This is a genomic window from Streptomyces sp. VNUA24 (genome assembly GCF_029167005.1).
GTDB classification, from domain to species: domain Bacteria; phylum Actinomycetota; class Actinomycetes; order Streptomycetales; family Streptomycetaceae; genus Streptomyces; species Streptomyces scabiei.
Genome location: NZ_CP119143.1, coordinates 6,270,735 through 6,294,860 on the forward strand (window position 1 = coordinate 6,270,735; position 24,126 = coordinate 6,294,860).

Annotated in this window: 21 protein-coding genes and 1 pseudogene; 10 read left to right on the top strand and 12 right to left on the bottom strand. The window is 72.3% G+C overall.

Annotated elements, in window-relative coordinates; genetic code table 11:
* Window positions 1-489 precede the first annotated feature (489 nt).
* From PYR72_RS26890 to PYR72_RS26900, 3 genes and pseudogenes are all read right to left on the bottom strand, one after another.
* A pseudogene (locus PYR72_RS26890) lies at window positions 490-582 on the bottom strand (winged helix-turn-helix domain-containing protein); the annotation flags it as partial.
* 704 nt (window positions 583-1,286) lie between these two features.
* The gene (locus tag PYR72_RS26895) at window positions 1,287-2,453 is read right to left on the bottom strand and encodes a helix-turn-helix transcriptional regulator (RefSeq protein ID WP_275457688.1); all 1,167 of its coding nucleotides are present in this window, start codon (window positions 2,451-2,453) and stop codon (window positions 1,287-1,289) included.
* Between the two features lie 118 nt (window positions 2,454-2,571).
* Window positions 2,572-3,459, bottom strand: coding sequence for an aminoglycoside phosphotransferase family protein (locus PYR72_RS26900; protein ID WP_275457689.1), 888 nt, complete (start codon window positions 3,457-3,459; stop codon window positions 2,572-2,574).
* Window positions 3,460-3,577: 118 nt separating this feature from the next.
* On the opposite strand from PYR72_RS26900, the gene PYR72_RS26905 reads away from it, so the two are divergent.
* Window positions 3,578-4,990, top strand: coding sequence for an FAD-dependent oxidoreductase (locus tag PYR72_RS26905; RefSeq protein ID WP_275457690.1), 1,413 nt, complete (start codon window positions 3,578-3,580; stop codon window positions 4,988-4,990).
* Between the two features lie 100 nt (window positions 4,991-5,090).
* On the opposite strand, the gene PYR72_RS26910 is transcribed toward PYR72_RS26905, so the two are convergent.
* Window positions 5,091-6,299, bottom strand: a complete 1,209-nt coding sequence (locus PYR72_RS26910) for an FAD-dependent oxidoreductase (protein ID WP_275457691.1) — start codon at window positions 6,297-6,299, stop codon at window positions 5,091-5,093.
* A gap of 191 nt (window positions 6,300-6,490) precedes the next feature.
* Between PYR72_RS26910 and PYR72_RS26915 the strand changes: the two genes are divergently transcribed.
* Window positions 6,491-7,159, top strand: coding sequence for a pentapeptide repeat-containing protein (locus PYR72_RS26915; protein WP_275457692.1), 669 nt, complete (start codon window positions 6,491-6,493; stop codon window positions 7,157-7,159).
* Window positions 7,160-7,811: 652 nt separating this feature from the next.
* On the opposite strand, the gene PYR72_RS26920 is transcribed toward PYR72_RS26915, so the two are convergent.
* A complete protein-coding gene (locus tag PYR72_RS26920) occupies window positions 7,812-8,312 on the bottom strand; it encodes a hypothetical protein (RefSeq protein ID WP_275457693.1) in 501 nt (166 codons plus the stop codon).
* A gap of 7 nt (window positions 8,313-8,319) precedes the next feature.
* Between PYR72_RS26920 and PYR72_RS26925 the strand changes: the two genes are divergently transcribed.
* Window positions 8,320-9,828, top strand: coding sequence for a M1 family metallopeptidase (locus PYR72_RS26925; RefSeq protein ID WP_275457694.1), 1,509 nt, complete (start codon window positions 8,320-8,322; stop codon window positions 9,826-9,828).
* A gap of 100 nt (window positions 9,829-9,928) precedes the next feature.
* On the opposite strand, the gene PYR72_RS26930 is transcribed toward PYR72_RS26925, so the two are convergent.
* A complete protein-coding gene (locus PYR72_RS26930; RefSeq protein ID WP_275457695.1) occupies window positions 9,929-10,918 on the bottom strand; it encodes a bifunctional GNAT family N-acetyltransferase/NUDIX hydrolase in 990 nt (329 codons plus the stop codon).
* 115 nt (window positions 10,919-11,033) lie between these two features.
* Between PYR72_RS26930 and PYR72_RS26935 the strand changes: the two genes are divergently transcribed.
* Window positions 11,034-11,756, top strand: coding sequence for a hypothetical protein (locus PYR72_RS26935; protein WP_275457696.1), 723 nt, complete (start codon window positions 11,034-11,036; stop codon window positions 11,754-11,756).
* Between the two features lie 184 nt (window positions 11,757-11,940).
* Here PYR72_RS26935 and PYR72_RS26940 read toward each other — a convergent pair whose 3' ends face one another.
* Window positions 11,941-12,516, bottom strand: coding sequence for a TerD family protein (locus PYR72_RS26940; RefSeq protein ID WP_230221891.1), 576 nt, complete (start codon window positions 12,514-12,516; stop codon window positions 11,941-11,943).
* A gap of 200 nt (window positions 12,517-12,716) precedes the next feature.
* On the opposite strand from PYR72_RS26940, the gene arfB reads away from it, so the two are divergent.
* Window positions 12,717-13,145: an alternative ribosome rescue aminoacyl-tRNA hydrolase ArfB gene (gene arfB / locus PYR72_RS26945; RefSeq protein WP_059080336.1), complete on the top strand. Its 429-nt coding sequence runs from the start codon at window positions 12,717-12,719 to the stop codon at window positions 13,143-13,145.
* A 22-nt stretch (window positions 13,146-13,167) separates the two neighbouring features.
* Here the strand turns inward: arfB and PYR72_RS26950 are convergent, their stop codons facing one another.
* Both PYR72_RS26950 and PYR72_RS26955 read right to left on the bottom strand, forming a co-directional pair.
* Window positions 13,168-13,680, bottom strand: a complete 513-nt coding sequence (locus PYR72_RS26950) for a flavin reductase family protein (protein WP_275457697.1) — start codon at window positions 13,678-13,680, stop codon at window positions 13,168-13,170.
* A gap of 480 nt (window positions 13,681-14,160) precedes the next feature.
* Window positions 14,161-14,655: a DUF1877 family protein gene (locus tag PYR72_RS26955; protein ID WP_275457698.1), complete on the bottom strand. Its 495-nt coding sequence runs from the start codon at window positions 14,653-14,655 to the stop codon at window positions 14,161-14,163.
* 328 nt (window positions 14,656-14,983) lie between these two features.
* Between PYR72_RS26955 and cdgB the strand changes: the two genes are divergently transcribed.
* Together cdgB and PYR72_RS26965 are read left to right on the top strand one after the other, a co-directional pair.
* Entirely contained in the window at window positions 14,984-16,747 is a 1,764-nt protein-coding gene (gene cdgB / locus PYR72_RS26960; protein WP_275457699.1) for a diguanylate cyclase CdgB, read from the top strand.
* 213 nt (window positions 16,748-16,960) lie between these two features.
* Window positions 16,961-17,944, top strand: coding sequence for a carbohydrate-binding protein (locus tag PYR72_RS26965; RefSeq protein WP_275457700.1), 984 nt, complete (start codon window positions 16,961-16,963; stop codon window positions 17,942-17,944).
* 10 nt (window positions 17,945-17,954) lie between these two features.
* On the opposite strand, the gene PYR72_RS26970 is transcribed toward PYR72_RS26965, so the two are convergent.
* From PYR72_RS26970 to PYR72_RS26980, 3 genes are all read right to left on the bottom strand, one after another.
* Entirely contained in the window at window positions 17,955-18,881 is a 927-nt protein-coding gene (locus PYR72_RS26970; protein WP_275457701.1) for a 1-phosphofructokinase family hexose kinase, read from the bottom strand.
* Between the two features lie 134 nt (window positions 18,882-19,015).
* Window positions 19,016-20,320 carry an N-acetylglucosamine-6-phosphate deacetylase gene (gene nagA / locus PYR72_RS26975; RefSeq protein WP_275457702.1) on the bottom strand — a complete coding sequence of 435 codons (1,305 nt, stop codon included), beginning with the start codon at window positions 20,318-20,320 and terminating at the stop codon, window positions 19,016-19,018.
* The gene (locus PYR72_RS26980) at window positions 20,320-21,300 is read right to left on the bottom strand and encodes an ROK family protein (RefSeq protein WP_275457703.1); all 981 of its coding nucleotides are present in this window, start codon (window positions 21,298-21,300) and stop codon (window positions 20,320-20,322) included. The genes nagA and PYR72_RS26980 overlap by 1 nt, the downstream gene beginning before the upstream one ends.
* A gap of 266 nt (window positions 21,301-21,566) precedes the next feature.
* Between PYR72_RS26980 and PYR72_RS26985 the strand changes: the two genes are divergently transcribed.
* The 3 genes from PYR72_RS26985 (at window position 21,567) to otsB (ending at window position 24,115) form a co-directional block, all read left to right on the top strand.
* Window positions 21,567-22,814 (top strand): extracellular solute-binding protein, encoded by a 1,248-nt coding sequence (locus tag PYR72_RS26985; RefSeq protein WP_275457704.1) that lies wholly within the window; start codon window positions 21,567-21,569, stop codon window positions 22,812-22,814.
* A gap of 180 nt (window positions 22,815-22,994) precedes the next feature.
* Complete coding sequence (locus tag PYR72_RS26990) at window positions 22,995-23,222, top strand: DUF3263 domain-containing protein (protein ID WP_059080344.1); 228 nt, start codon at window positions 22,995-22,997, stop codon at window positions 23,220-23,222.
* Window positions 23,223-23,239: 17 nt separating this feature from the next.
* The gene (otsB, locus tag PYR72_RS26995) at window positions 23,240-24,115 is read left to right on the top strand and encodes a trehalose-phosphatase (protein ID WP_275457705.1); all 876 of its coding nucleotides are present in this window, start codon (window positions 23,240-23,242) and stop codon (window positions 24,113-24,115) included.
* Window positions 24,116-24,126 lie beyond the last annotated feature (11 nt).

Genomic DNA, 24,126 nt, shown 5'->3' on the forward strand with positions numbered 1-24,126 from the left:
AGTCGAGTGACTTGGTGAGCCCTTCCGGTCGTAGACCGGAAGGGCTCACCAACGTAGCAGATGGGTGATTTGCGTTATTTCTCCGGAGTGGTTCCGGGTGTCGGATTGGTGGCTGGCGCCTTCATCCTGGGCGGCGTTGTCGCGCCGACCGATTTATCAGTGGTACCTCGAGTATCTCCTGAAGCACTACCCCCGCAGAGGAACAAAGATTGTCAGATCTCACGTGGTCCCCACGTACGCCTGGCATCAGTGGGTCGGAGACCTCAGTGCGTTGGTTCATGTCATCTATGGCGGGCAGGGCATCCGTGATGCTTCTGTCCCTGGCTCTGGCGCTCTTCACCGGTGCCGTCTTGTGGGGGCTGTTCACCGAAAGTGAGCAGCAACTTGACCTGTCGACCGGTGTTCTGCGTCTCGCCCTGTTTCCTGCTTTGTTCGGAGTGCTGCTGGCATTTCAGCATCGCCGGACGATGCAACGCCGGATATCGGATGAGCCTCCGGGTCCTGTTCCGCGGCCCGCTTGTCCGGGCGCTGGAAGGACAGCCCCCACCGCTTCAGGTAATAGGAGCAGCGGTTGATTCCTGGATGGCGAGGCATCCTCTCCTCTCTACCAGGAAGACTCTCAGTCGCCTGTTTTCTCATAGGCGTCGGGGTGATTACTTCCGGGGCGGTATGGGTGATCTCTTCTTATGATGAAGGGTCCTCGCAGGGTGGTGTGCTTATCTACGTGGGATCCGCCATCGTGGTGCTCGGGGCGCCGCTTGCACGACTTCATCATCGAGAAATCGACTCCCGAGGAGATAAGAACTCGGGTGTTGATTCCTGACCCATCGCACCTGATGCTTTAAGGGTTCGGCGCAACCTCTCGCGCTGAGGCTGAACCGGACCCTGAGCGACGTCAGCCTTCCAACGGGCTCTAATTTGGAAGGACGACGTTGCCGAATGGGGAAGAGGGCGCCCTGGACCGCTCCGGGATCGGTGGAGGCTCCATCAGACTGGAGCGATTCATGTGTGCCGCCGACGGAGTTCGTGCGGATCAGCGTCCGCAGTCTCCGCCGCGATGCGTGAGCAATGCGTGAGCGGACGGCGCGGCAACATATGGACGCAGAGGCAGGCGCAGAGCTCCCTGCAAGTCGTTGATCAGGGGAAACAGGATCTGGTGTGATCAGGCGACATCCGCTATCACAACCTCACCAGCCCTTGTAATGCGTAGGTCGTCGGTTCGAATCCGACAGGGGGCTCTGCCGGAACCCCGGGTCGGATTTGTCTGACCTGGGGTTTTTCTTGGTTCAGGTCGTAGGGGTCCAGCCGCCGTTGGCGTACCAGTACTGCGGCAGGCCCTTGGTGCCGCTGGTGCGGAACGGGGTGCCGTGGTCGTCGATGCGGGCGGTGCCGGTGTGGCCCTGGGAGGACCAGTCGAGTTCCAGGTACCAGCTGCAGTCGCAGTCGACGGTGCGGGCGTCGATCATCAGGACCTCGGGGGCCTTCGCGGAGACCCGGTAGGGCATGCGTCTGGCCGGGGTGCCCGTGCCGCTCTCGATGGTCTGGGCCGGGCGGGCGACCGGGCGGTCCTTGTCCAGGTCCACCGCGAACGTGCGGGGGTCGAGGTCGGCGCCGCAGCCCTGGCCCGTGAAGTAGACGGTGCCCTTGAGCGGGGCTGATCGTTCCACGACGCGGACGTGCAGGGCCTCCAGGACGACGGCCGTGTCCGTCCGGCCCTGCACGGTGATGTCCATGAGCGTCCGGCCGCCGTGCACCGCGCCCTGCGAACGTGCCCAGGGGGCGGCGTCCTGCGGGAGCGGGGGCGGCGGCACCTGCCGGGGTGCCTTGTCGATGATGTAGTCGTGGTCGCAACCGGTCCCCCAGAGCTGGGAGTTGACCGTCCAGGTGAGGGGTGGGGCGGTCGTCTCGGGGGCGGCTTTCCCGGCCGAGGCGGGCGCGGAGGCGTGTGCGGAGGCGGGTGCGGGCGGTGTCGGGGAGCCGTGCCGCGGGTCCGGCGTCTTCGCGGTCGTCGGAGACGTCAGCGCGGACAGGCCGATCAAGGCGGCTGCCAACGCGGTCACGACAGCCGCGGCGAGTCCTGCGCGGCGCCTGTACCAGGGCGTTCGCGGGGCGGGCGCGGGCGCGGGCGCGGGTGCCGGAAGGGGAGGGAGGCCGGGGGGCTCGGTGGCGTCCGGGGCGGGCGGGGCCGCCGTCCGGGAGCGGCGGCGTGCCGCGACCGCCAGGATCCATCGCCGGTGCAGCTCGACGCGTTCGGCCGGGTCGGCCCCGCACAGCGCGGCGAACCGTTCCACGACCGTGAAGCCGAGCGGTACGGCCTCCCCCGCGCAGTACCGGTGCAGTGTCGAGGCGTTGATGGAGAGGGGGCGGGCGAGGGCCGCGTAACTGAGGTCCGTGCGCGCCTTCAGGTGTCGCAGCAGCGCCGCGAAGTCCTCCACCTCGTCCTGGGACGGCACCCGGTCCTCCTGCCTCGCGTCCCGGGACGGCGTCCCGGGCACCCTTCATGAAGGGACTCCTCATGAGGAGAGAGGACGGGAGGGCCCGGGGCGGTTCCCCCGTCGTCCCGGAGGCAGGTCAGCGCAGGCGGCGGGCGAGTTCCAGGTCCTCCGGGTCCAGGGGCCGACCCTCCTCGATCTCCCAGAGGGCGTTCTGGAGGAGACGGGCGCGGGTCCAGGCGAGGGCACGGTCGCGGTCCAGGGAGAGGACCTCGGTCATCGCGTCGAAGCGCCAGAGGACGTCGTCCGGGTCGAAGCGGTTGTTGAGGGCCGGCCAGAGGTCGAAGGCGGGGTCGCCGGCGAGGGGCTTGGGGTCGATGGCGAGCCAGCGGGCGCGGTCGGCGCCCAGGACGTTGTCGAAGTGCAGGTCCCAGTGGAGGAGGCGGTCGCCGGGTTCGGCCATCACCTCGCGGAGCGCCGCCGCGCAGTCGGCGATCAGACGGCGGTCGGACGCATCCGGGATGCGGGCCAGCACCGGGGGCGTGCGGTCCAGCATGTCCGCCGCGATGTCGGCCAGGCGGCGCAGGGCCGGCGGGGCCGGGGCGGCGGTCAGCCGGGCCAGGAGGCGGGCGATGACCAGGACGGCCGCGTGGGTGTCGGGCTCGTGGGACAGCATGCGGGCCGGGTCGAGGCGTTCTAGCAGCATGGTGCCCGTCGCGGGGTCGTGGTCCAGCAGCCGTACCGCCCCGTCGCCGTTCCAGACGCGCAGGGCGACCGGCTCGCCCTCGCTCTCGTCGTCGAGGATCTGCAGCTTGAGCACGGCCGGGGTGCCGTCGGCCGTGCGGACCACGGGCAGGACCAGGGCGCACATGCCGTGCATGGCCGGTCCGTCGGGGCGCAGCCCCCAGTGGTCCAGGAACCGGGCGGCCAGGCCCGGCAGGGCGGCGGCGAAGGACCGGCCCTTCTCCTGGAAGTACTTCTCCAGCGTGGCGGCCAGTTCCGCCGGTACCGGGACGGTGTCGGTCATGGGGGCGACCCTACGGGCGTACCGGCCCGGTACGCCTTCGATTTCCGGCCCGGCGGCGGCTCGTGGGCCACGAAATCCGTAGGAGACAGGGCCCCTCGGCAGGGGTTAGCGTCCCGCCATGAGCAGCTCGGACGCGATGGCCGGCACCGTCAACGGTGGGATCTCCTTCTGGTACGCGCAGGCGGGCCTCCCCGTCCCGAGGGAGCCGCTGGGCGGGGACGCGGCCGCCGACGTGGCGATCGTCGGGGGCGGGTACACCGGGCTGTGGACGGCCTACTACCTCAAGAAGGCCGCGCCCGGACTGCGGATCGTCGTCCTGGAGCAGAAGTTCTGCGGGTACGGGGCCTCGGGGCGCAACGGCGGCTGGCTCTACAACGGCATCGCGGGACGGGACCGGTACGCCCGGCTGCACGGGCGGGAGGCCGCCGTGCGGTTGCAGCGGGCGATGAACGAGACCGTCGACGAGGTCGTGCGGGTGGCGGGCGAGGAGGGCGTCGAGGCGGACATCCACCGGGGTGGGGTGCTCGAAGTCGCTTACACCCCGGCCCAGTTGAGCCGTCTCAGGGCCTTCCACGAGCACGAGAGGGCGTACGAGGAGGACGACCGCGAGCTGTACGGCGCGCGGGAGACGGCCGAGCGGATCAGGGTCGCGGACGCCGTGGGCTCGACGTGGACGCCGCACGGGGCACGGCTGAACCCGGTGAAGCTGGTGACGGGGCTGGCCGCCGTCGTCGAGGGGCTGGGGGTGACCGTGCACGAGCTGACGCCGGTGACCGAGATCCGGCCCGGGCACGCGGTCACGCCGTACGGCACGGTCCGGGCGCCCTATGTGCTGCGCTGCACGGAGGGGTTCACGGCGAACCTCAAGGGCCAGCGGCGGACCTGGCTGCCCATGAACTCCTCGATGATCGCCACCGCGCCGCTGACGGCCGGCCAGTGGGCGGCGATCGGCTGGGAGGGCCGCGAGACGCTCGGCGACATGGCGCACGCGTACATGTACGCGCAGCGCACCGCCGACGACCGGATCGCGCTCGGCGGCCGCGGGGTGCCGTACCGCTTCGGGTCGCGGACGGACAACGACGGGCGTACGCAGGCGGCGACGGTCGAGGCGCTGTACGAGATCCTGGTGCGGTTCTTCCCCTCGCTGGCGGGGGTGCGGATCGACCACGCCTGGTCGGGCGTGCTCGGGGTGCCCCGCGACTGGTGTGCCACGGTCACCCTCGACCCGTCGACGGGGCTCGGCTGGGCCGGCGGTTACGTCGGTTCCGGTGTGGCCACCACCAACCTCGCCGCCCGCACCCTGCGCGACCTCGTCCGGCGGGACTCCGGGCAGGCCGGGGACACCGAGCTGACCTCGCTGCCGTGGGTGAACCACCGGGTGCGCAAGTGGGAACCGGAGCCGCTGCGGTGGGCGGGGGTGCAGGGCATGTACGCCACGTACCGCGCCGCGGACCGGCGGGAGGCTGCCTCGCACAAGGGGGAGTCGTCGCGGTTGGCGCGGGTGGCGGACCGGGTGGCGGGGCGGCACTGAGGGCGCGGGGGCGCGGCGCGGGCCGGCGGGGGAGGGCGCGCGGCCTGGAGCTGGTGGCGGCGGGTGCGCGGCGCGGGGCTGGTGGGGCGGGTGTGGTGGCTCATGCGCGCTTCAGGTGCTGGGAGGTTCGTGACCTGCGGCCCAGGGCCAGGGAGACCGCCGCCAGGGCGCTGTTGAACGACACCTCCGAGAGCACTCCCGGTGCCGCCACCTGGTCGCCCGCGAGGTAGACGCCGTCGCCGCGGTCCACGGCCGGGCGGTCGCGCCAGGTGGTGCCGGGCAGGTCGACCGCGCCCGTACGGCCGTTCGACGTGGCCTCGCGGCGCCAGGTGACCCGGTCCCGCCAGCCGGGGAAGCCCAGGTCGAGCAGGTGTTCGGCGCGGGCGACACCGTCGGCCCGTGCCGCGTGCGGGCCGATCGGGAACTGCCCCTGGAGCAGCTGCTCGCCCGCGGGGGCCAGCGTGCGGTCCTGCGCGGTGAACCGCTCGATCCACCCGGGCGCGTCCAGGTCGGAGACGGCGAACGCGTCCCCGCGGCGGGTGCGCAGGGCGAGGTCCACGAGGGCGGTACGGCCGCTCGGCCACGTCAGCGAGTCGTCCTTGAGCAGGCGGCGGGCCGCGTCCAGGGAGGTGGCGACGACGACCGGGCCGGTGTCCCTGCCGCCGAGGGCGTCGAGGCTGTCGACGCGGCTGAGGGTCTCCATGCGGACTCCCAGGTTCCAGGCGCGGGCCGCCATCCGGTCGATGACGCTCGCCCAGCCGCCGCGCGGGTAGTGCGCCTCGGGGGGCAGTTTCGTGGCCCGGCGCAGCCGTTCCTGCACGAACGCGGCGGACAGGGAGCCCGGGTCGTGGTGGAACAGCGCCACCGCCGCGTAGTGCGCTGCGGCGCGCGCGGCCTCCTCGCCTGCCTGCCCGGTCGCCCAGGTGAGGAAGTCGGCGTCCACGGGCGCCTGCGGGCCCGTGCGGCGGGGGCGCAGGAGCCTGAGCATCGCGAACGGCGGTGTCCGGCGCAGGACGCCCTTGTGGTGCAGGCGCAGCCGGGCGGCCTCCAGCGGGGGGAGTGGGGCGAGCGGCCCGATGAGGTCCCGTTGCGCGAGCCATGTCCAGTGCGGGCCGCCGCTGTAGAGGGCGTGCGGTCCCTCGTTGGTCCGGTACGGCCCCTCCGCGGTCCGGGCCCGGCCTCCGAGCGTGTGGTGCGCCTCGTACACCGTGACCCGCGCGCCCGCCTCGGCGGCGGTGATCGCCGCGGTGAGTCCGGCGAAGCCGCCGCCGATGACGGTGAGGGGGGTGTGGGTGCGGCTGGTGGGCATGGCGGGGGCTCCCTCGGGTCGGTGTCTTCGGTCGGGCGGTTGGGCGGTTGGTCGGTCGGCCCGTCGGCCGGTCGGTACGCGGCTGTCGGTGGGTACGACGGGTCGGGGCGCCGGAATGTGACATGGCCGGTCACGGCGGGGTGTTCGCGCAGGTCACGTGGACTGTCGGTGGTGGGGTGCAGGATGGGGGCATGGCGAGGGCGAGGTCGGTGGTGAAGGTGGCGCGGCGGCCGGAGGTGCGGCTGCCGGTGCTGGAGGCGTTCGCGGGCGGGGAGCTGGAGCCCGACGGGGACTATGACGGGCTGGAGTTCCGGGAGCGGGACCTCGCGGGGCAGGACGGCGGGGGTGCCCGGTTCATGGACTGCGCGCTCACGGGGTGCGCGCTGGACGAGACACGGCTGCGGCGGGCCCGGGTGCTCGACTCCGTGCTCACCGGGATACGGGGTGTCGGTACGGATCTGGCCGAGGCGACCTTGCGGGATGTGGAGCTGGTGGACGCGCGGCTCGGCGGGGTTCGGTTGCACGGGGCCGTGCTGGAGCGGGTGCTGGTGCGTGGGGGGAAGATCGACTACCTGAATCTGCGGGACGCTCGGCTCAGGGACGTGGTCTTCGAGGACTGTGTGCTGGTGGAGCCGGATTTCGGGGGTGCGCGGTTGGAGCGGGTGGCGTTCGAGGGGTGTGCGCTCAAGGGGGTTGATCTGACCGGGGTGACCTTGGTGGATGTGGATCTGCGGGGGGCTGCTTCGGTGGAGATCGGGCGGGGGGTGGAGCGGTTGTCGGGGGCGGTGATCAGTGCGGCTCAGTTGATGGATCTGGCGCCGGTGTTGGCGGGGGAGATGGGGATTCGGGTGGAGGGGTGACGTTCGGGGTGCCGGGTTGGTTTTCGCCCCCGCCGCCCCTACCCGTCCCATCCTCACAGGGGCTGCGCCCCTTCGACCCCCATACGTCCGCCCGGTGAGGGCTTCTCGCGCAGTTCCCCGCGCCCCTGGAAGGCCGGGGTTGCGTCCCTTTGACCTCCGGCCGCGGGTCCGGTGGGGCTTCTCGCGCAGTTCCCCGCGCCCCTGGAAAGCAGGGGCTGCGCCCGCTGCTTTCCAGGCCCGACACCGGTCGACTTTCAGACCCGCGAGAGCTGGACCTTCAGACCCACGAGGACTGAACCTTCAGACCCACGAGGGCTGAACCTTCAGACGCACGAGGGGTGAACCTTCAGACGCACGAGGGGTGGTTTTCCAGGGTCACGGGGGCGGGTCTTTCAGGGGCATGGGGGTCTGGTCTTTCAGGACCCACGGGGATCTGTTTTTCAGGGCTGCAACGGGGCTGATCTTTTGGGCCGACGTGAACCTGGGCTTTTTGGGGGCGCGGGGAACTGCGCGAGAAGCCCCACCGGGCCGCGGACGAAATGCCACGCACCCCCACCGGGCCGCGGCGGACGAAATGCCGCGCCCCAGTTGGCCGCGGACGAAAGGACGAGACCCAGTTGGCCGCGGACGAAATGCCGCGCCCCCGGCGGGGCTACGGCATTCTCGGGAAGCGGGACTGGAGGGTCCAGATCGCTGGGTTTTCGGCCAGGGGCTCGTGGAGGTCGCAGAGGTCGGCGATCACGTCGTGGAGGAAATCGCGGGCCTCGCGGCGGAGTTCGGTGTGGGAGAAGGTGAGCGGAGGTTCCTCCGCCGGCATCCAGTCCGCCTCCACGTCCACCCACCCGAAGCGCCGCTCGAAGAGCATGCGGTCGGTGGACTCGGTGAAGTCGAGTTCCGCGTACTGGGGCCGGGAGGCGCGGGAACCGGCGGGGTCCTGGTCCAGCCGCTCCACGATGTCGCACAGCGCCCACGCGAAGTCCAGCACCGGCACCCATCCCCAGGCTGTGGACAGCTCCCGGTCCGCCTTGGTGTCGGCGAGGTAGACGTCCCCGCAGAACAGGTCGTGCCGCAGCGCGTACACGTCGGCGCGGCGGTAGTCCGTCTGCGGCGGGTCGGGGAAGCGGTTGGAGAGGGCGTAGCCGATGTCGAGCACGTAGGCGATGGTGTCATGTCCTCATAGGATCCCCGACGTGTCCCGATCCGCACCGGTTGTCCCGTCCGCCCTGCTCGCCGTCGCACTCGCACTCGCCCTCACGCTCACGCTCACGTCGTGCGCCGACAGCGGTGGGGCCGCCGACAGGACCAAGGGCTCCGCCGGCCTCCGGGACCCGTACTTCCCCGGGCTCGGCAACGGCGGGTACGACGTCACCCACTACGCCCTCACCCTCGGCTACGACCCCGACGCGCCGGCCCCCCTGCGGGCCACCGCCGTCGTCACCGCGCGGGCGACGCGGGACCTCTCCTCCTTCAACCTCGACCTCCGGGGCATGGACGTCGCGTCCGTCGCCGTCGAGGGCGCGGCGGCGCGGTGGAAGCGGGCGGGGCAGGAGCTGACCGTCACCCCCGAGCGGGGGCTCGACGAGGGGCGGACGTTCCGTACGACGGTGCGCTACTCGGGCACGCCGGAGACGATCACCGACCCGGACGGCTCCCGGGAGGGCTGGCTGCCGACCGCCGACGGCGCCCTCGCCCTCGGCGAACCGACGGGCTCGATGACCTGGTTCCCCGGCAACCACCACCCCTCCGACAAGGCGTCCTACGCCATCACGGTCACCGTCCCCGAGGGCCTGCGGGCCGTCTCCAACGGGGAGTTGACGAGCGAGAGCGGCGACGGCGGGCGTACGACGTACTCCTGGCGCGTCGCCGAGCCGATGGCGAGCTATGTGGCCACGCTCGCGATCGGGCGGTACGAGGTCGGGCGGTACGAGATCGACCGCTCGACGGTGGGCGGGGGCAGCGGGACAGGCCGGCTGCCGGTGTACGTGGCCGTCGATCCCACGCAGGCCGGGGACAGCCGTGCGGTCCTGGGCCGCATCCCGGAGGTCGTCGCGTGGGCGGAGGGGAACTTCGGCCCGTACCCCTTCTCCTCCACCGGCGCGATCGTCGAACGGCCGCAGGACGTGGCGTACGCGCTGGAGACCCAGAACCGGCCCGTCTTCCCCGGCGCCCCCGACCTCTCCCTCCTCGTCCACGAACTGGCCCACCAGTGGTACGGCGACTCCGTCACCCCCAGAAGCTGGCGGGACATGTGGCTGAACGAGGGGTTCGCCACCTACGCCGAGTGGCTGTGGGCGGAGGACCACGGCGGTGACACCGCCCAGGAGACCTTCGACGCGCTGTACGTGGGCGACCACTTCCGGGACGCCGAGGCGAACGAGGCCGTCTGGGACTTCCCGCCCGCGAAGCCGCCGAGCGCCGCGCACATCTCCGACAGCCCCGTGTACGAACGCGGAGCCATGGTCCTGCACAAGATCCGCGAGGCCGTCGGCGACGACGCCTTCTTCGGGCTGATCCGCGGCTGGGCGACCGCCCACCGCCACGGCAACGCGGACACGGCCGACTTCACGGCGTACGTGGAGAAGTACGCGGCGAAGGCGGCTCCGGACGCGGACCTGACCCCGGTCTGGGAGGACTGGCTGTACGGGGAGGGCAGGCCGCCGAAGCCCTGAGGAGACGAGGAGACGAGGAGACGAGGAGACGAGGAGACGAGGAGACGAGGAGACGAGGAGACGAGGAGACGAGGGGACCAGAAGACCAGGAGAAAGGGCGTCAGGGACGGCCGGTCCCGTGCTCCGAGGGGGCCTCCGACTCCTCGAACTCCGTGAGCAGCCGGGGCAGTTCGGGCGGCCACACGGACTCCGTCGCTGCGGAGAGTTCCCGTCGGCTCCACCAGCGCCAGGCCAGGATGCCCTCCGCCGCGCGCGCCGTGGCGAGGTGGCCGCCCACCGGCTCGCGGCGGGGGCCCCGGGCGGCGTACAGGTGGTCGTGCTGGCGGACGGGGACGCCTGCGCGGGTGAAGTCATGGGTCCAGGTGTGGAGGAAGGCGCCCGGTTCCACGTCCGTCCAGCCCGTCTCCTCGCGCAGCTCCCGCCGGGCGCCCTCGCGCGGGGTCTCACCGGCCTCCAGACCGCCGCCGGGCAGGGCCCAGTGCACGCCCACCTCCTCGTTGTCGTACTGGAACAGGAAGACCGCTCCGTCCGGATCGAGTACGGCGACCCGCGCGGCCTGCCGCGGCGCGCGCAGTGTCCTGCGCAACACGCTGCAGGGGCGCCCCAGCTGCCGGTCCCGGCGCCGCTCGATCACCTCGTAGCCGAGGGACGTCCAGAACGCGAGGCCGCCGGGGTTGTTGTCGAGTACCGCCAGCCGTACGGCGCTGCGCCCGGCCCGCCGGAAGCGTTCCTCGACGAGGTGCGCCAACCGGCTGCCGTACCCCCGTCGTTGCGCGGTGGCGTCGACGAGCAGCAGCCCGATCCACGGGTCCGGGTCGGCCGGATCGGGATGGCGGGCGAGGGTGAGGGCGACCCCGACGAGCCGCCCCTCCCCGGCGGTGCGGGCGAGCAGGATCTCCGTCTCCGGGTCGGCCAGCTCCAGTGACAGGGCCTCGGCCACCTGTTCGGGACGGATGTCGTTCGCGTCCGGGAAGTCGCCGCTCAGCGCGTAGAAGTCGCGCTGGGAGGCGTACAGGGCCGTGAGTTCGTCGAGGAGGGGGCCGGGGACGGTTCCGTCCTCGGCGGTACGGAGGGGCGCGAGCAGCAGCATGCCCGCACGCTATCGACCGGGTCCGACAGCCGGCTTCGGCTCGGGGCGGCCCTGCACGCGAGCCCGCCTACAGTTTCTCCCGGGGAGCGAGGAGCGAGGAGCGAGGGGGGAGCGCGTGGAGCAGAGGGTGCGGGTGCACAGGGCCCGGCTGGGCGGCGACGAGGTGCGGGTGATCCGGCCCGCCCCGTCCCCCGCGCGGCTGGTGCTGCGCGACGACCGGCACTGGCTGTCGATGTACGCCGACCGGGCCGGCGCGGAGCAACTGGTCGCGCTGTGGGCGCTGGCCGCCCGGTCCGCCCGCTCGCTGGTCCATCTGCCGCTCCGCGCCCAGCGCGCTCCCGATGGCGTCGATGGCGTCGATGGCGTCGATGGCGTCGACGGGGGCGAGGGTGGCGTCGACGGTGGCGGCGAGGGTGAACCCGTCTTGCTGGACCTGGTGCTGCTCCACCACAGCCTGCGGTTCCCGGTGGCGTCGTGGAAAGAGGTGCGCGCCCGGCTCGACGCGGGCAGGCCGCAGACGACGGGCACCCCGGAAGGGGACTTCCCGGAGGCGGACACCGTCCGGTACGAACGGTGGCACCACCGGTCCTACCGCGACCACCTCGCCTTCGACATCGCCGCGCACACGCTCTTCGTCGTGGGCAGCCCCACCGCGTTCCGCGAGCGCGGCGCTCTCCTGCGCGGGCTCGTCGACGAGGCCCCGTCGTACGGGCACCGGCATCCGGAGGCCCGGCACTTCTGTGTGGAGCTGGGGGCGGGGCCCTGGTCGCGGCCGCAGAACCGACGGGGCGTGCCCGCCTCGCTGCACATCCAGTACACCCCCGACTGGCGGGTGTGACCCGGGTCGCGCGACCTAGGCGAGGCGAGCGGGCACGGGTGCGGGGGCGGGCACGGGTGTGGGCGGGACGGCCGAAGGCCCCGCCGCGACAGGGGTGTCGGGGCGGGGCCTTCGGCAGCGTGGTGCGGTGGTGCGGTGGTGCGGTGCGCCGGGAGTCGTGGTGCCCCGGGCGTCGGGCCGGACGTCAGACGTTGACGCCGAAGTCCTGGGCGATGCCGACGAGGCCCGAGGCGTAACCCTGGCCGACCGCGCGGAACTTCCACTCGGCGCCGTTGCGGTACAGCTCGCCGAAGACCATGGCGGTCTCGGTGGCCGCGTCCTCGGAGAGGTCGTAGCGGGCGATCTCGGCGCCGCCGGCCTGGTTGACGATGCGGATGTAGGCGTTGCGGACCTGGCCGAAGTTCTGCGAGCGGTTCTCGGCGTCGTAGATGGAGACCGGGAAGACGATCTTGTCGATGTCGGCGGGGAGGCCCGCCAGGTTGACGTTGATCGCCTCGTCGTCACCGGCGCCCTCGCCCGTGCGGTTGTCGCCGGTGTGGACGATGGTCTGGTCCGGGGTCTGCTTGTTGTTGAAGAAGACGAAGTGTCCGTCCGAGTAGACCTTGCCCTGCGTGTTGACCGCGATCGCGGAGGCGTCGAGGTCGAAGTCCGTGCCGGTGGTGGTGCGGACGTCCCAGCCGAGGCCCACGGTGACGGCGGTCAGGCCCGGAGCCTCCTTGGTGAGCGAGACGTTGCCACCCTTGGACAGGCTTACAGCCATGGTTGGGAGTCCTTCCCTCGTTGCGTGCGGGCACTCGCGTGCCTCTACGGGCTTCGTACCGGGGACGAAGCTACCTGTACCCCTATGAACGTCGGGAGGGGCGCCAGAGGTTCCAGCGCTTTTTACTTTCTTTACCCACCCTTCCGGCGCCCGGTGAAAAGGGCGTGACGTGGACCGGACATCCGCGCGACCATGGGGGCATGTCCGGTCCTCACGTCATCCGTGGCTCCGTCTCGCTCCCCGAGGCCGAGCTCCAGTGGCGTTTCTCGCGCTCCTCCGGCCCCGGCGGTCAGCACGTCAACACCAGCGACTCCCAGGTCGAGCTGCGCTTCGACCTGGCGAACACCGAGGCCCTGCCCGAGGTGTGGAAGGCGCGTGCGCTGGAGCGTCTCGCGGGCCGGCTCGTCGACGGGGTCGTCAGCGTACGGGCCTCCGAGCACCGCTCCCAGTGGCGCAACCGGGAGACCGCCGCCGTACGGCTGGCCGCGCTGCTCGCGGAGGCGACCGCGCCGCCGCCCAAGCCGCGGCGGGCGACCCGTATCCCGAGAGGGATCAACGAACGGCGGCTGCGGGAGAAGAAGCAGCGGTCCGACACCAAGCGGGGACGGTCGGGGCGGGACTGGGGCTGAGCCGTACGCGGCGGGGCGTGTCCTACGGGGCCAGTTGCCGGTAGCGGCCGCGGAAGTAGCCGAGCGGGCCCGTGGTCGTGCCCGCCGCCGTCGCGGCGAGGACCCGGCCGATGACCAGGGTGTGGTCGCCGGCGGTCACCCGTTGCTCGGTGCGGCACTCCAGGGTGGCCAGGGCACCGTCGATCAGGAGGGCGCCGCTGGTCCCGCCCCGGGTGTGCGCGAGGTCCTCGAAGAGCAGACGGTCGCTGACGCGGTTCTTCATGGCGAAGCGGGCCGCCGCGGTGCGCTGGTGCTCGGACAGGACGGAGACCGCCCACAGCGGCTGCTCGGCGAGGAGGTCGTCCATCCGGGAGCCCTCGCGCAGGCTGACCATGACGAGGGGCGGGTCGAGGGACACGGACATGAAGGAGGTGGCCGTCATCCCGACGTCCTCGCCGCGCGGCCCGTCCGGGCCCAGCGCCGCCTCGTGCGCGGTCACCAGGACCACACCCGCCGCCAGCCGGGACATCGCGGCGCGGAATTCGTCTTCGCTCACCCCCTCAGCATGGACCGAGGGGGCGACGGCGGGCGAAACCGGGTCGGGGGTGGGCGCGGCCGGGGGAGGGGCTGACAGCGAGTTCTTCGGCACGCCCGCACGCTAGCCCGCGGCCGTCGCCCGCCACATCGGGCCCCCGCCCGATCCCTCCCCGTCCCTGCGACCTAGGGCCGCTCCGACCAGGGCTCGTCCACACGGGAGAACGGCCTCGCACCGCCCGCGGAGCACATCCGCAGATCCGGTTGAGCGCATCCGCCGGCTCCGCGGAGCGCATCTGCCGACCTGGCCGAGCGCATCTGCCGACCTGGCCGCGTACATCCGTCGACCAGGCCGCGTACATCCGTCGACCAGGCCGCGTACATTCGCCGACCAGGCCGAGTGCATCTGCCGACCCGGCCGAGCACATCCGCCGACCCCGCCGAGCGCACCGGCCCCGCCGAGCGCACCCGCCGGCCCGGCCGTCGGAACTCTCGGCCGTCGTCACAGCTGCCAGACCAGGACGGCTCGGCCCTCCCGGGCCGTCGCGCCCAGGAACTCCGTCAGTCCGGCGTGGTGGTGCCGTGCCGCGTCGAGGTACAGCGTCGCGGTGGGCGCGTCCGGGTAGAACCCCGTCTCGACCAGTTCCCGGGGATCGGTGTGCGCGACGAGCCGGTCGCACTCCAGGGCGGCCAGCGCGTTCGCCGCCGTGGCGACCTGGCCGGGGGTCAGGTAGTGGTAGTCCCCGGCGGACGGGTCGGGGTAGCGGACGGGCTGCTCGCCGTTGATCACGTCCACGGGGAACCCGGCCCGCCGGAGCAGCAGCTCCTGGAGTCTGCGGGAGTCGATGGCGTAGTAGCGCGCGTCGCGGGGCGCCGGCTCGTACGCCTCCTCGCCCTCGCGGACGTCCTCCATGTGGTTCCACGCCCAGTCGGGATCGTTTTTGATCCGCTCCAACTCGTCCGCCGTCAGGCGGAGGTACTCCACGGTGTCGCCCATGGGCTCATGCTAGGAGCCCAGGTCGGCCCCGCTGCCGGCGATCGTCCCCGGTCGGCGCCCGCGCACAGCGCCTACACAGAGTTCTGAATTCTGTTCAGGAAGCGCACGAGAGAAACGCATAAACTCCACTCAATTGCTCATGTTCTGTTGTGACTTGAGTCACAGGAGCCATATTTTGTTGACCCTGTGTACCGAGTGGGCTTCGCGCTGTGATTCAGTGGCGGGGACGCTGCAAGCTGTAAGCGGGAACTGTAAGCGGTAGTAAGCCCGCGAGTTAAGCAGGTTACCTGGAGCCTGGAGCTGCCACGAGATCTCGGGGGGAGGGCGAATGGAAACCGACTCGGAGCCCTACGTCCGGCTGACGACGCTGCGGCAGTTGCACCAGGTGATGGCGGACATGAACACCGCGCGCAGCCTGGCCGACACGCTGCAGACCGTCGCCGACGGCGTGGTCAACGGCCTGGGCTACGAACTGGCCTGCGTGAACCTCGTCCGCCCCGACGGCGACCTGGTCGTCGCCGCCCTAGCCGGGAACAGCGCCGCCGAGGCCCTGATCACCGGCCGCGTCGGCTCCCGCGAAGCCTGGGACCGCCGGCTGAGCATGGGCGAGGCGTGGGGCGACCTGCGGTTCATACCCCACACCGAGGGGTGGGTGCTCGACGAGGACGACGTACCGCAGTGGTACACCGACGGCCCCGCCCCCCGGTTCGAGGACGAATGGCACCCCTCCGACCGGCTCTTCGCCCCGATGTACACCCCGGGCGCCGGCGGCGCCTCCTGCGGCGAACTGCTCGGTGTCGTCTCGGTGGACCGGCCGCGCAACGGTCGGCGACCGGGCGCATGGGGCCGCGAAGCGCTCCAGATGTACGCCTTCCAGGCCGCCATCGCGATCAGCAACGCCCGACTGCGCGCCAACATGCAACGCGCACTGGTCAGGCTCGAAAGGGAGCAGCAGGCGCTGCGCGCCAGCGAGGAGTCCTTCCGGCAGGCCTTCGAGTACGCCCCCTCCGGTATGGCCATCGCCGAGATGGGCGGCGACCAGCACGGCCGGATCCTGCGGACCAACGACGCGCTCTGCCGGCTGCTCGGGCGGCCCGCCTCCGCGATGCGGCGCTACTCCTTCTCCGACCTCGTCCACCCCGAGGACATCGGCACGCTCCTGCGGACCTCCGCCGAGGGCGGGCGCGCGGAGCTGCGGCTCGGGCGGCGCGACGGGACGTACGTCTGGGTGTCGCTGCGCAACAGCGTGGTCGCGGACGCCGCCGACGGGCCCCGGTTCCTGCTCACGCACGTCGAGGACATAGAGGAGCGCAAGCGGCGTGAGCTGCAGCTCGCGCACCGGGCCTCGCACGACGCCCTGACCGGGCTGCCGAACTCCGCGGAGCTGCGCTCGCGCCTGTCCTCCCGCCTGTGCCAGCGCCCCCAGTCGCTCCCGGCCGGTGCGGCGGCCGACTCCATGAACGCGGCCTTCGGACACTTCGGTGAACAGGGGGAATTCGGCGGCGGGTACGGGGAGTTCGGGGAGCACGGCGGTGCCGAGCACGCGGCGCGGCTGCCGCACCCCTCGTTCGACGACTACGAGGCCGCCGGACGCCACGGGCACGCCTTCGACTTCCACCGGGCCGGCGGCGCCTTCGACAGCTTCGACCACCATGTCCACACGGTCGCGCCCGAGGACGAGCGGGACGACGGGACCAAGGGGCTCGCGGTGCTCTTCTGCGACCTCGACGGGTTCAAGTCGATCAACGACCGGTTCGGGCACAACGCGGGCGACGCCGTCCTCATCGAGGTCGCCCGGCGGCTCAGCCGGGGTGTGCGCGACGGCGACACGGTGGCCCGGCTCGGCGGCGACGAGTTCGTCGTCCTCGCCGACGGCCTCGGCCGCGCGGACGCCCAGGACCTCGCCGTACGCCTGCGCAACGAGATCATCCAGCCGATCCGGGTCGACGGCCGCGCGATGCGCGTGGGGGCCAGTTTCGGTATCGGATGGGCGCATTGCGGAATGACGGCGGACGAGGTGTTGAAATCAGCTGACGAGCGGATGTACGTCGAGAAACGATCTCGTCCCAGGCAGCACAGGCGGGCCGGGTAGCGTCCGGAGTGATGCTGCATACATGCGTGTATCGGTGCAGGTCAGCGGCGTGCGCCGGAGGGAATTCGGCCGGTGGGCGGTGGGTGGGCCCGGTGATGAGGTCCGAGTCACCCGTTTGGGTCCCCGCGAGCGGGTAGGCTCGCTCTCCTACACCCCGAAGCAATGATCCGCCACCCGTACGTGTAAGTACCGCACCGCTGAGGAGACCTAGGGATGACGCCCGGCAACAACGGCGCGAGCACGCCCGAGGACGACGACCCGTTCGGCTACCTCTACGAGGACGGGCAGGCCCGAGGAGCCCAGCCGCCCAGCGCGAGCTACGGCTACCCGAACGCGGTCAACCGGACGCGGCCGGTCGGGGAACGCCAGTACGGGCAGCAGACCCAGCAGGCTCCGCAGGCCGCCACCGCGCAGTACGGACAGGTCCCGCAGCAGGGGTACGGCCAGCAGCCGCCCGCCCGGCCGAACGGGCACCACCAGACCGCCGAGAGCTTCTCCGGCGGCGCCCCGACGACCCGGCAGCAGGCGTACGGCAACGGCGGGGGCGGCCGCGGCCGTGGCCCCAACACCAAGGGCCTCCTCATCGGCGCGATCGCCGTCGTGGCCGCGGTCGTGATCGGTATCGGCGTCGTCATGCTCGGCGGCGACGAGGGCGACGACGCCTCCGGCAAGGACACGGGCGCCGGCACCACCCCCACCGCAGGGGAGAGCAAGGACCCCAGCCCGTCGCCCAGCAAGTCGAAGAAGACGGAGCCCGGCGAACTCCCCAAGGCCGAGGCCAAGACCCTCCTCCTCGGCGGCAACGCGGCGATCGCCTCGGACGTGCCGGGCGCCAGGTCGGACGGGGGCTTCTACGTCGGGAACTTCAACTCCGTGGGCTCCTCGGTGACGTGGAAGGCGGAGGACGTCCCGAAGACCGATTCCTACCGGCTGTACGTCATCTACGGCGTGCCCGGCAAGGATGCCAACGCCACGCTCACGGTCAACGGCAAGGTCCAGAGCCGCCCGCTCAACCTCAAGAACTTCTCGAAAGCCCCGGAGGGCGACTACGAGAAGGGCTGGACGTACAGCTGGTCGGCCGTCCAGCTCAACAAGGGCACCAACGAGATCAAGATCTCGTGCGAGCAGGGCAACTCCTGTGACGTCAACATCGACCAGATCTACCTGGCCGGCAAGAACGAGGAAGCCGAAGGCTGAGAGCCTTCGCTCACGCCGCCGTGACCTCCCCCGTCACCGTCACCCGCCCCACCAGTTCCTCGTACGTCTGACGGTCGAACTCGCCTGCCACCGGGGTGAGTACGGTCGCCGCCGACAGGGCCACGGCCCGGGCCAGGCGGTCGGGCCAGGGGAGGCGGTCGGTCAGGCCGGAGAGCAGGCCCGCCACCGCCGCGTCGCCCGCTCCGGTCGGGTTGCCGCGGAAGCGGCGGGGCGGGGTGGCGCGCCAACTGCCTTCGGGGGTGTGGGCGAGGAGACCTTCGGGGCCCAGCGAGGCCACGACCGACTGCGCGCCCCGGCGGCGGGCGTCCCGGGTCGCGCGGGACGGCTCGTGTGAGCCGGTGAGTTCGGCCAGTTCCTCGGCGTTGGGCTTCAGCAGGTCGGGGCGGGCCGCCACCCCCCGGCGCAGGGGCTCGCCGCTGGTGTCCAGCAGGACGGGCACGGAGTGGGTCCTGGCCGTGCGGATCAGACCCGCGTACGCGCCCACCGGCACCCCCGGCGGCAGGCTGCCGCACAGGGCCACCACCGAGGCCGAGCGCAACAGTTCGACGTACGCCTCCTGGAAGGCGGACCACTCGGCGGGGGAGATGAGCGGGCCCGGTTCGTTGAGCTGGGTCGTGTCACCGCTCGCGTCGGCCACGGCGACCGTACGGCGGGTCGCGCCCTCCACCGGGAGCAGCGCGTCCACCACCCCCGGTGTGTGCGTGAGCCGGTCCCGCAGGGCCCGGCCGGTCGCACCCCCGGCGAAGCCGGTGACCGTCACCTCGTGGCCGAGCGCCGCCAGGACGCGGGCCACGTTCAGGCCCTTGCCGCCGGGGCGTTCGGTCACGTCCGTCACCCGGTGCGTGGCGTGCGGCCGGAGTTCCCGTACGCGGTAGGTGATGTCGAGAGCGGTGTTCAGTGTGACCGTGAGGATCACCCGGGCTCACCCCTTGGGGCTCGACAGCGGCTTCGACCGCGACTGCGCGGAGGCTCGATCATGCCAAACGCGCGGCGGTCGGCCCAGACCCCCTGGTCTCCGCCGGCGCGCACCGGAGCCGGCGGCCGGCCGGATCAGGCCGGTCGTGCCGGCCCGTCGCCGAACGGGTCGACCACCCACTCGCCCTTGCGCAGCACGCCCTTGAGGTCGAAGTCCGCGTCGAGGAGGACGAGGTCGGCGTCCTTGCCCGGGTCGAGGGAGCCGATGCGGTCGTAGAGGCCGAGCAGGCGGGCCGGGTTGGCGGACAGGGCGGCGACGGCGTCCTCGACCGGGATGCGGTCCACGGTGACGGCACGTTTGAGGGCGCGGTCCTGGGTGAGGGTGGAGCCCGCGATCGAGCCGCCCTCCACCAGGCGGGCCACACCGTCCGCGACCTCGACCTCCAGCGGGCCGAGCATGTAGCGGCCGTCGCCGAAGCCGGCGGCGTCCATCGCGTCGGTGATGAACGCGACCCGGCCGGCGCCCGCGTGACGGAACGCCAGCTGCAGGGAGGCCGGGTGCAGATGGGTGCCGTCGTTGATCAGCTCGACCGTGATCCGGTCGTCCTCCAGGAGCGCGGCGATCGGCCCGGGCTCGCGGTGGCCGAGCGGGGGCATCGCGTTGAACAGGTGCGTCGCCACGGTCGCGCCCGCGTCGATGGCCCGGACCGTCTGCTCGTACGTGGCGTCCGTGTGTCCGATCGCCGCGATGACGCCGAGTTCGGCGAGGAGGCGTACCGAGTCGAGGCCGCCGGGGAGTTCGGTGGCCAGCGTGACCATCACCGCCCTGCCGCGTGCCGCGTCGATCAGTTTGCGGACCTCGGCGGGGTCGGGGTCGCGCAGGAGCGACTCCGCGTGCGCGCCCTTGCGGCACGGGGAGATGAAGGGGCCCTCGAAGTGGATGCCGGCGAGATCGCCCTGCTCGGCGAGTTCGGACAGCAGGCCGGCGCGGTGGGCGAGGCCGTCCATGTCGCCGGTGACGGTGGAGGCGACGAGGGTGGTGGTGCCGTGCAGGTGGTGGGTGCGGATGCCGCGCAGGACGTCCTCGACGGTGCCGGAGGTGAAGGAGGCCCCGCCGCCGCCGTGGTTGTGCAGGTCGACGAAGCCGGGGACCACCCAGTGGCCGCGGACGTCGATGGTGTGGGCGTTCTCCGGGGGGGTGTCGGAGATTTTGGTCCCGTCGATGGTGAGACGGCCGTTCTTCACCGTGCCGGTGGGGAGGACGACGTTGGCGCCTTCCAGGACATAGGGGTGCGCTGTGGGCGGCGACTGCGGGCCCGTGGGGGCTGGTCGCGCGGTTTCCCGTGCCCCTGACGGGGCGCTGTCGGAACCGGTGGCAGGATGCGCGGTCCCTGACGGGGCGCTGCTGTCGGACCCGGTGTCGGAAAATGCGGGGGCCATCAGGTGGTTACCTCCGAAGGGGCCTTGGGAGCCGTGGGGGTCGTGGGGGTGAGGAGGTCCCAGGCCATCAGGCCCGCGCCCAGGCTGCCCGCGGTGTCGCCCAGGGCCGCGGGCACGATGGTGGGGACCTTCTGGAAGGTCACCCGGCTCTCCACCGCGGTGCGGAGAGGGCCGAACAGGGTGTCACCGGCCTCCGCCAGACCGCCGCCGATGATGAGGGTGCGGGGGTCGAGCAGGGTGAGGGCGGTGACGAGACCGTCGGCGAGGGCGTCGACCGCGTGCCCCCAGACGGCGACGGCGCGCGGGTCGCCCGACTCGACGGCCTTGGCGCAGTCCGCCGCGTCGGCCCCGGGGTCGCCGCAGGCCGCCGCCCATGCCTCGCTGACGGCCGCCGCGGAGGCGAACCGTTCCAGACAGCCGCGCTGCCCGCACGGGCACGGGGTGCCCCCGGGGCGTACGACGATGTGGCCGATCTCGCCCGCGAAGCCGTGGGCGCCGGCCTCCACCCGTCCGTCGACGCCGATCGCGCCGGCGATCCCGGTGCCGAGCGCCACGAAGAGAAAGCGGTCCGCGCCCCGGCCCGCGCCCACGCGCCCCTCCGCGAGCCCGCCGGTGCGCACGTCGTGGCCGAGGGCGACCGGGACGCCGCCGAGGCGTTCGGCGAGGAGCGCGCGCAGCGGGACGTCGCGCCAGCCGAGGTTGGCGGCGTAGACGGCGATGCCCCGTCCGGAGTCGACGATGCCGGGCACGGCGACCCCGGCGGCGGCCGCGGGTTCGCCGAAGTGCCGCTCGCCGTGGGCGCGCAGTTCGGCGGCGAAGTCGAGGATCGAGCCGACCACCGCCTCCGCCCCGCGCTCGCGTCCGGTGGCGCGCCGCGTCTGGTGCAGCAGCACGGGGGGTGCGCCGGGCACGGGGCCGGCCCCGACCAGTGCGGCCTTCATCCCGGTGCCGCCCACATCGAGGGCGATGACATGTCTCACGGGGACAGTGTGGCCCTTTGACCCGCGAGAGGTCTAGTCCACTTACCGAGTCGTGGTGTAGACCTTGTGGTGTAGACCTTATGGAGTGTTTGGGAAGTTGAGCGATCAACGGCCTTCCGTACGGGGCCTGTGATTCAGGCTGTTGTGCGCGGGGCTCATGCGACAGGTTTGGGGCAGTGGGAGTGCGACAGCGGCAGCGACAGAGGCGGACGAGGACCGGAGCCGGGAACAGCGGAGCCGGAAACGGCGGAGTCAGGAACGGTGCCGTGGCGGCGCTCACCGCGCTGGGACTGACGGCGACGCTCGCGGGCTGCGGCGGCTCCGCGGCCGACGGCCCCGGCGTCACGCTGAGACTGGTCGCCGCCGACTACGGCGACTCCAAGGCCAACAGCTCCCAGAAGTACTGGGACGCGCTCGTGAAGGCGTACGAGAAGAAGACGCCGGGCGTGAAGGTCGACGTCAGCGTCTACTCCTGGAACGACGTCGACCGCCGGATCAAGGAGATGGTCGCCGCCGGTGAGGCCCCCGATCTCGCGCAGGCCGGCACCTATGCCGACTACGCCTCGGCCGGCCGGCTCTACGAGGTCGACGACCTGCTCTCCATCCCCGTCCAGGCCGGCTTCCTGCCCCAGCTCGCCGACGCGGGCAAGGTACGGCGGGTCGCGTACGGCATGCCGTTCGCGGCCTCCACCCGCGTCCTCTTCTACAACAAGAAGCTGTTCGCGAAGGCGGGCCTCGACCGCGCCCCGCGCGACTGGGACGAACTGGCCGCCGACGCCGCCGCCCTCGACCGCGCCGGAGTCACCACCCCCTACGCGCTGCCGCTCGGGTCAGAGGAGGCGCAGGCCGAGACCATGCAGTGGCTGCTCAGCGGCGGGGGCGGCTACACCGACAACGTCGGCACCTACCGCATCGACTCCCCGGACAACGTCCGCACCTTCACCTGGCTCAAGGACAGGCTCGTCGACCCGGGCCTCACCGGGCCCACCGCCCCCGGGGAACTCAACCGCGCCGACGCCTTCGCGGCGTTCGCGCGGGGCGAGGTCGGCATGCTCAACGGGCACCCCACCCTGATGCGGATGGCCGCCGACAAGGGGGTCGCGTACGGCACGGCCGCCATGCCGGGGCGCGACGAGCGGGAGCACGCGACCATGGGGGTCGCCGACTGGATGATGGCCTTCAAGCAGAACGGCCACGGGAAGGAGATCGGTGACTTCCTCGACTTCGTCTACAGCGACGAGAACGTGCTCGGCTTCTCCCGGGAGTACGACCTGCTGCCGGTGACCGCGTCCGCGTCCCAGGAGATGGCCGGGGACAAGGGCGAGGCCGCGCTCGGACCGTTCCTCGACGCGCTGCCCAGCGCGGAGCTGTATCCGGTGGGCAAGACGTCCTGGTCGGATGTCAGCGCGGCGGTCAAGGAGCAGGTGGGGCGGGCGGTGCGGCGCGATGCGAAGCCGGGGGCCGTGCTTACCGAGCTGCAGCAGACGGCCACCATTGCCGAGCGGGGGGAGTGAGGGGGGCTCTTGGCCGGGGGCGGGTGCGTTGTCGCGTGCGGGTGAGTGGGGCTTCTCGCGCAGTTCCCCGCGCCCCTGAAAAGCAGGGGCTGCGCCCCATGCTTTTCAGGCCCACCCGACAACGCACCCCACCCCGCCCCACCCCCTCGCGCTGTCACACTCCTCCGTTACCGTCGTCGTATGGACGAGCTGGACGCGCGGGAGCAGGCGATTCTTGCCGTGGAGCGGCAGGGGTGGGGCGGGCCCGGGGCCAAGGAGCGGGTCATCCGGGAGCGGCTCGGCCTCGCCCCCGTGCGGTACTACCAGCTGCTCAACGCGCTGCTCGACGACCCCCGCGCCCTCGCCCACGACCCGGTCACCGTCAACCGGCTGCGAAGAGTCAGGGAGGGACGCCGGGCCGAGCGATGACGGATAGGGTCGACGCCATGGGCAGCCACAAGGACGCAGAGAACCCCAAGGCCACCTTGCCGACCCCCGTGACCCAGGCCGGGCGGGACGCGCTGGACGCGATCCTCGGCCGCCCGGGCGGCACGGTGATCGCACTCGACTTCGACGGCACGCTCGCCCCGATCGTCCCCGACCCCGAGCAGGCCCGCGCCCACCCCGACGCGGTCGCCGCCCTCGCCGCCCTCGCCCCGAAGGTCGCCTCCGTCGCCGTGGTGACCGGCCGCCCGGCGGCCGTCGCCGTCCGCCACGGCGGCTTCGCCGGTGTCCCCGGACTGGAACACCTCGTCGTCCTCGGCCACTACGGCGCCGAACGCTGGGACGCCGTCACCGGCACCGTCAGCGCCCCCGCCCCGCACCCCGGAGTCGCGGCGGTCCGCGCCGAACTCCCCGGCCTCCTGGACGGCGTCGGCGCCCGGCAGGGCACCTGGATCGAGGAGAAGGGCCGCGCGGTCGCCGTGCACACCCGCCGCGCCACCGACCCCCAGGCCGCCTTCGACGCGCTGCGCGCCCCGCTCACCGACCTCGCCGCCCGCCACGGCCTCATCGTCGAACCCGGCCGTATGGTCCTCGAACTGCGGCCCCCGGGGATGGACAAGGGCGTCGCCCTGCGCGAGTACCTGGCGGAAACCGGCGCCGCGTCCGTCCTCTACGCCGGTGACGACCTCGGCGACCTCCCCGCCTTCGCCGCCGTCGAGAAACTCCGCACCGAGGGCACGCCCGGCCTCCTGGTCTGCAGCGGCAGCGCGGAGGTCAACGAACTGTCCGAGCGGGCGGACCTGGTGGTGGACGGCCCGCAGGGAGTCGTCGACCTCCTGGCGGCCGTCGCCGCGCACGTCCGACGCGGAGGGCCCTGAACGGCGGCCCC

What these genes read in the sequence shown, in the direction of transcription:
- PYR72_RS26905 (WP_275457690.1), top strand. Translation starts at nt 3,578, where the DNA reads ATGAGCAGCTCGGACGCGATGGCCGGCACCGTCAACGGTGGGATCTCC.
- PYR72_RS26925 (WP_275457694.1), top strand. Translation starts at nt 8,320, where the DNA reads ATGGTGTCATGTCCTCATAGGATCCCCGACGTGTCCCGATCCGCACCG.
- PYR72_RS26915 (WP_275457692.1), top strand. Translation starts at nt 6,491, where the DNA reads ATGGCGAGGGCGAGGTCGGTGGTGAAGGTGGCGCGGCGGCCGGAGGTG.
- PYR72_RS26990 (WP_059080344.1), top strand. Translation starts at nt 22,995, where the DNA reads ATGGACGAGCTGGACGCGCGGGAGCAGGCGATTCTTGCCGTGGAGCGG.
- otsB (WP_275457705.1), top strand. Translation starts at nt 23,240, where the DNA reads ATGGGCAGCCACAAGGACGCAGAGAACCCCAAGGCCACCTTGCCGACC.
- PYR72_RS26965 (WP_275457700.1), top strand. Translation starts at nt 16,961, where the DNA reads ATGACGCCCGGCAACAACGGCGCGAGCACGCCCGAGGACGACGACCCG.
- PYR72_RS26955 (WP_275457698.1), bottom strand. Translation starts at nt 14,655, where the DNA reads ATGGGCGACACCGTGGAGTACCTCCGCCTGACGGCGGACGAGTTGGAG.
- cdgB (WP_275457699.1), top strand. Translation starts at nt 14,984, where the DNA reads ATGGAAACCGACTCGGAGCCCTACGTCCGGCTGACGACGCTGCGGCAG.
- PYR72_RS26930 (WP_275457695.1), bottom strand. Translation starts at nt 10,918, where the DNA reads ATGCTGCTGCTCGCGCCCCTCCGTACCGCCGAGGACGGAACCGTCCCC.
- nagA (WP_275457702.1), bottom strand. Translation starts at nt 20,320, where the DNA reads ATGGCCCCCGCATTTTCCGACACCGGGTCCGACAGCAGCGCCCCGTCA.
- PYR72_RS26900 (WP_275457689.1), bottom strand. Translation starts at nt 3,459, where the DNA reads ATGACCGACACCGTCCCGGTACCGGCGGAACTGGCCGCCACGCTGGAG.
- PYR72_RS26940 (WP_230221891.1), bottom strand. Translation starts at nt 12,516, where the DNA reads ATGGCTGTAAGCCTGTCCAAGGGTGGCAACGTCTCGCTCACCAAGGAG.
- arfB (WP_059080336.1), top strand. Translation starts at nt 12,717, where the DNA reads ATGTCCGGTCCTCACGTCATCCGTGGCTCCGTCTCGCTCCCCGAGGCC.
- PYR72_RS26910 (WP_275457691.1), bottom strand. Translation starts at nt 6,299, where the DNA reads ATGCCCACCAGCCGCACCCACACCCCCCTCACCGTCATCGGCGGCGGC.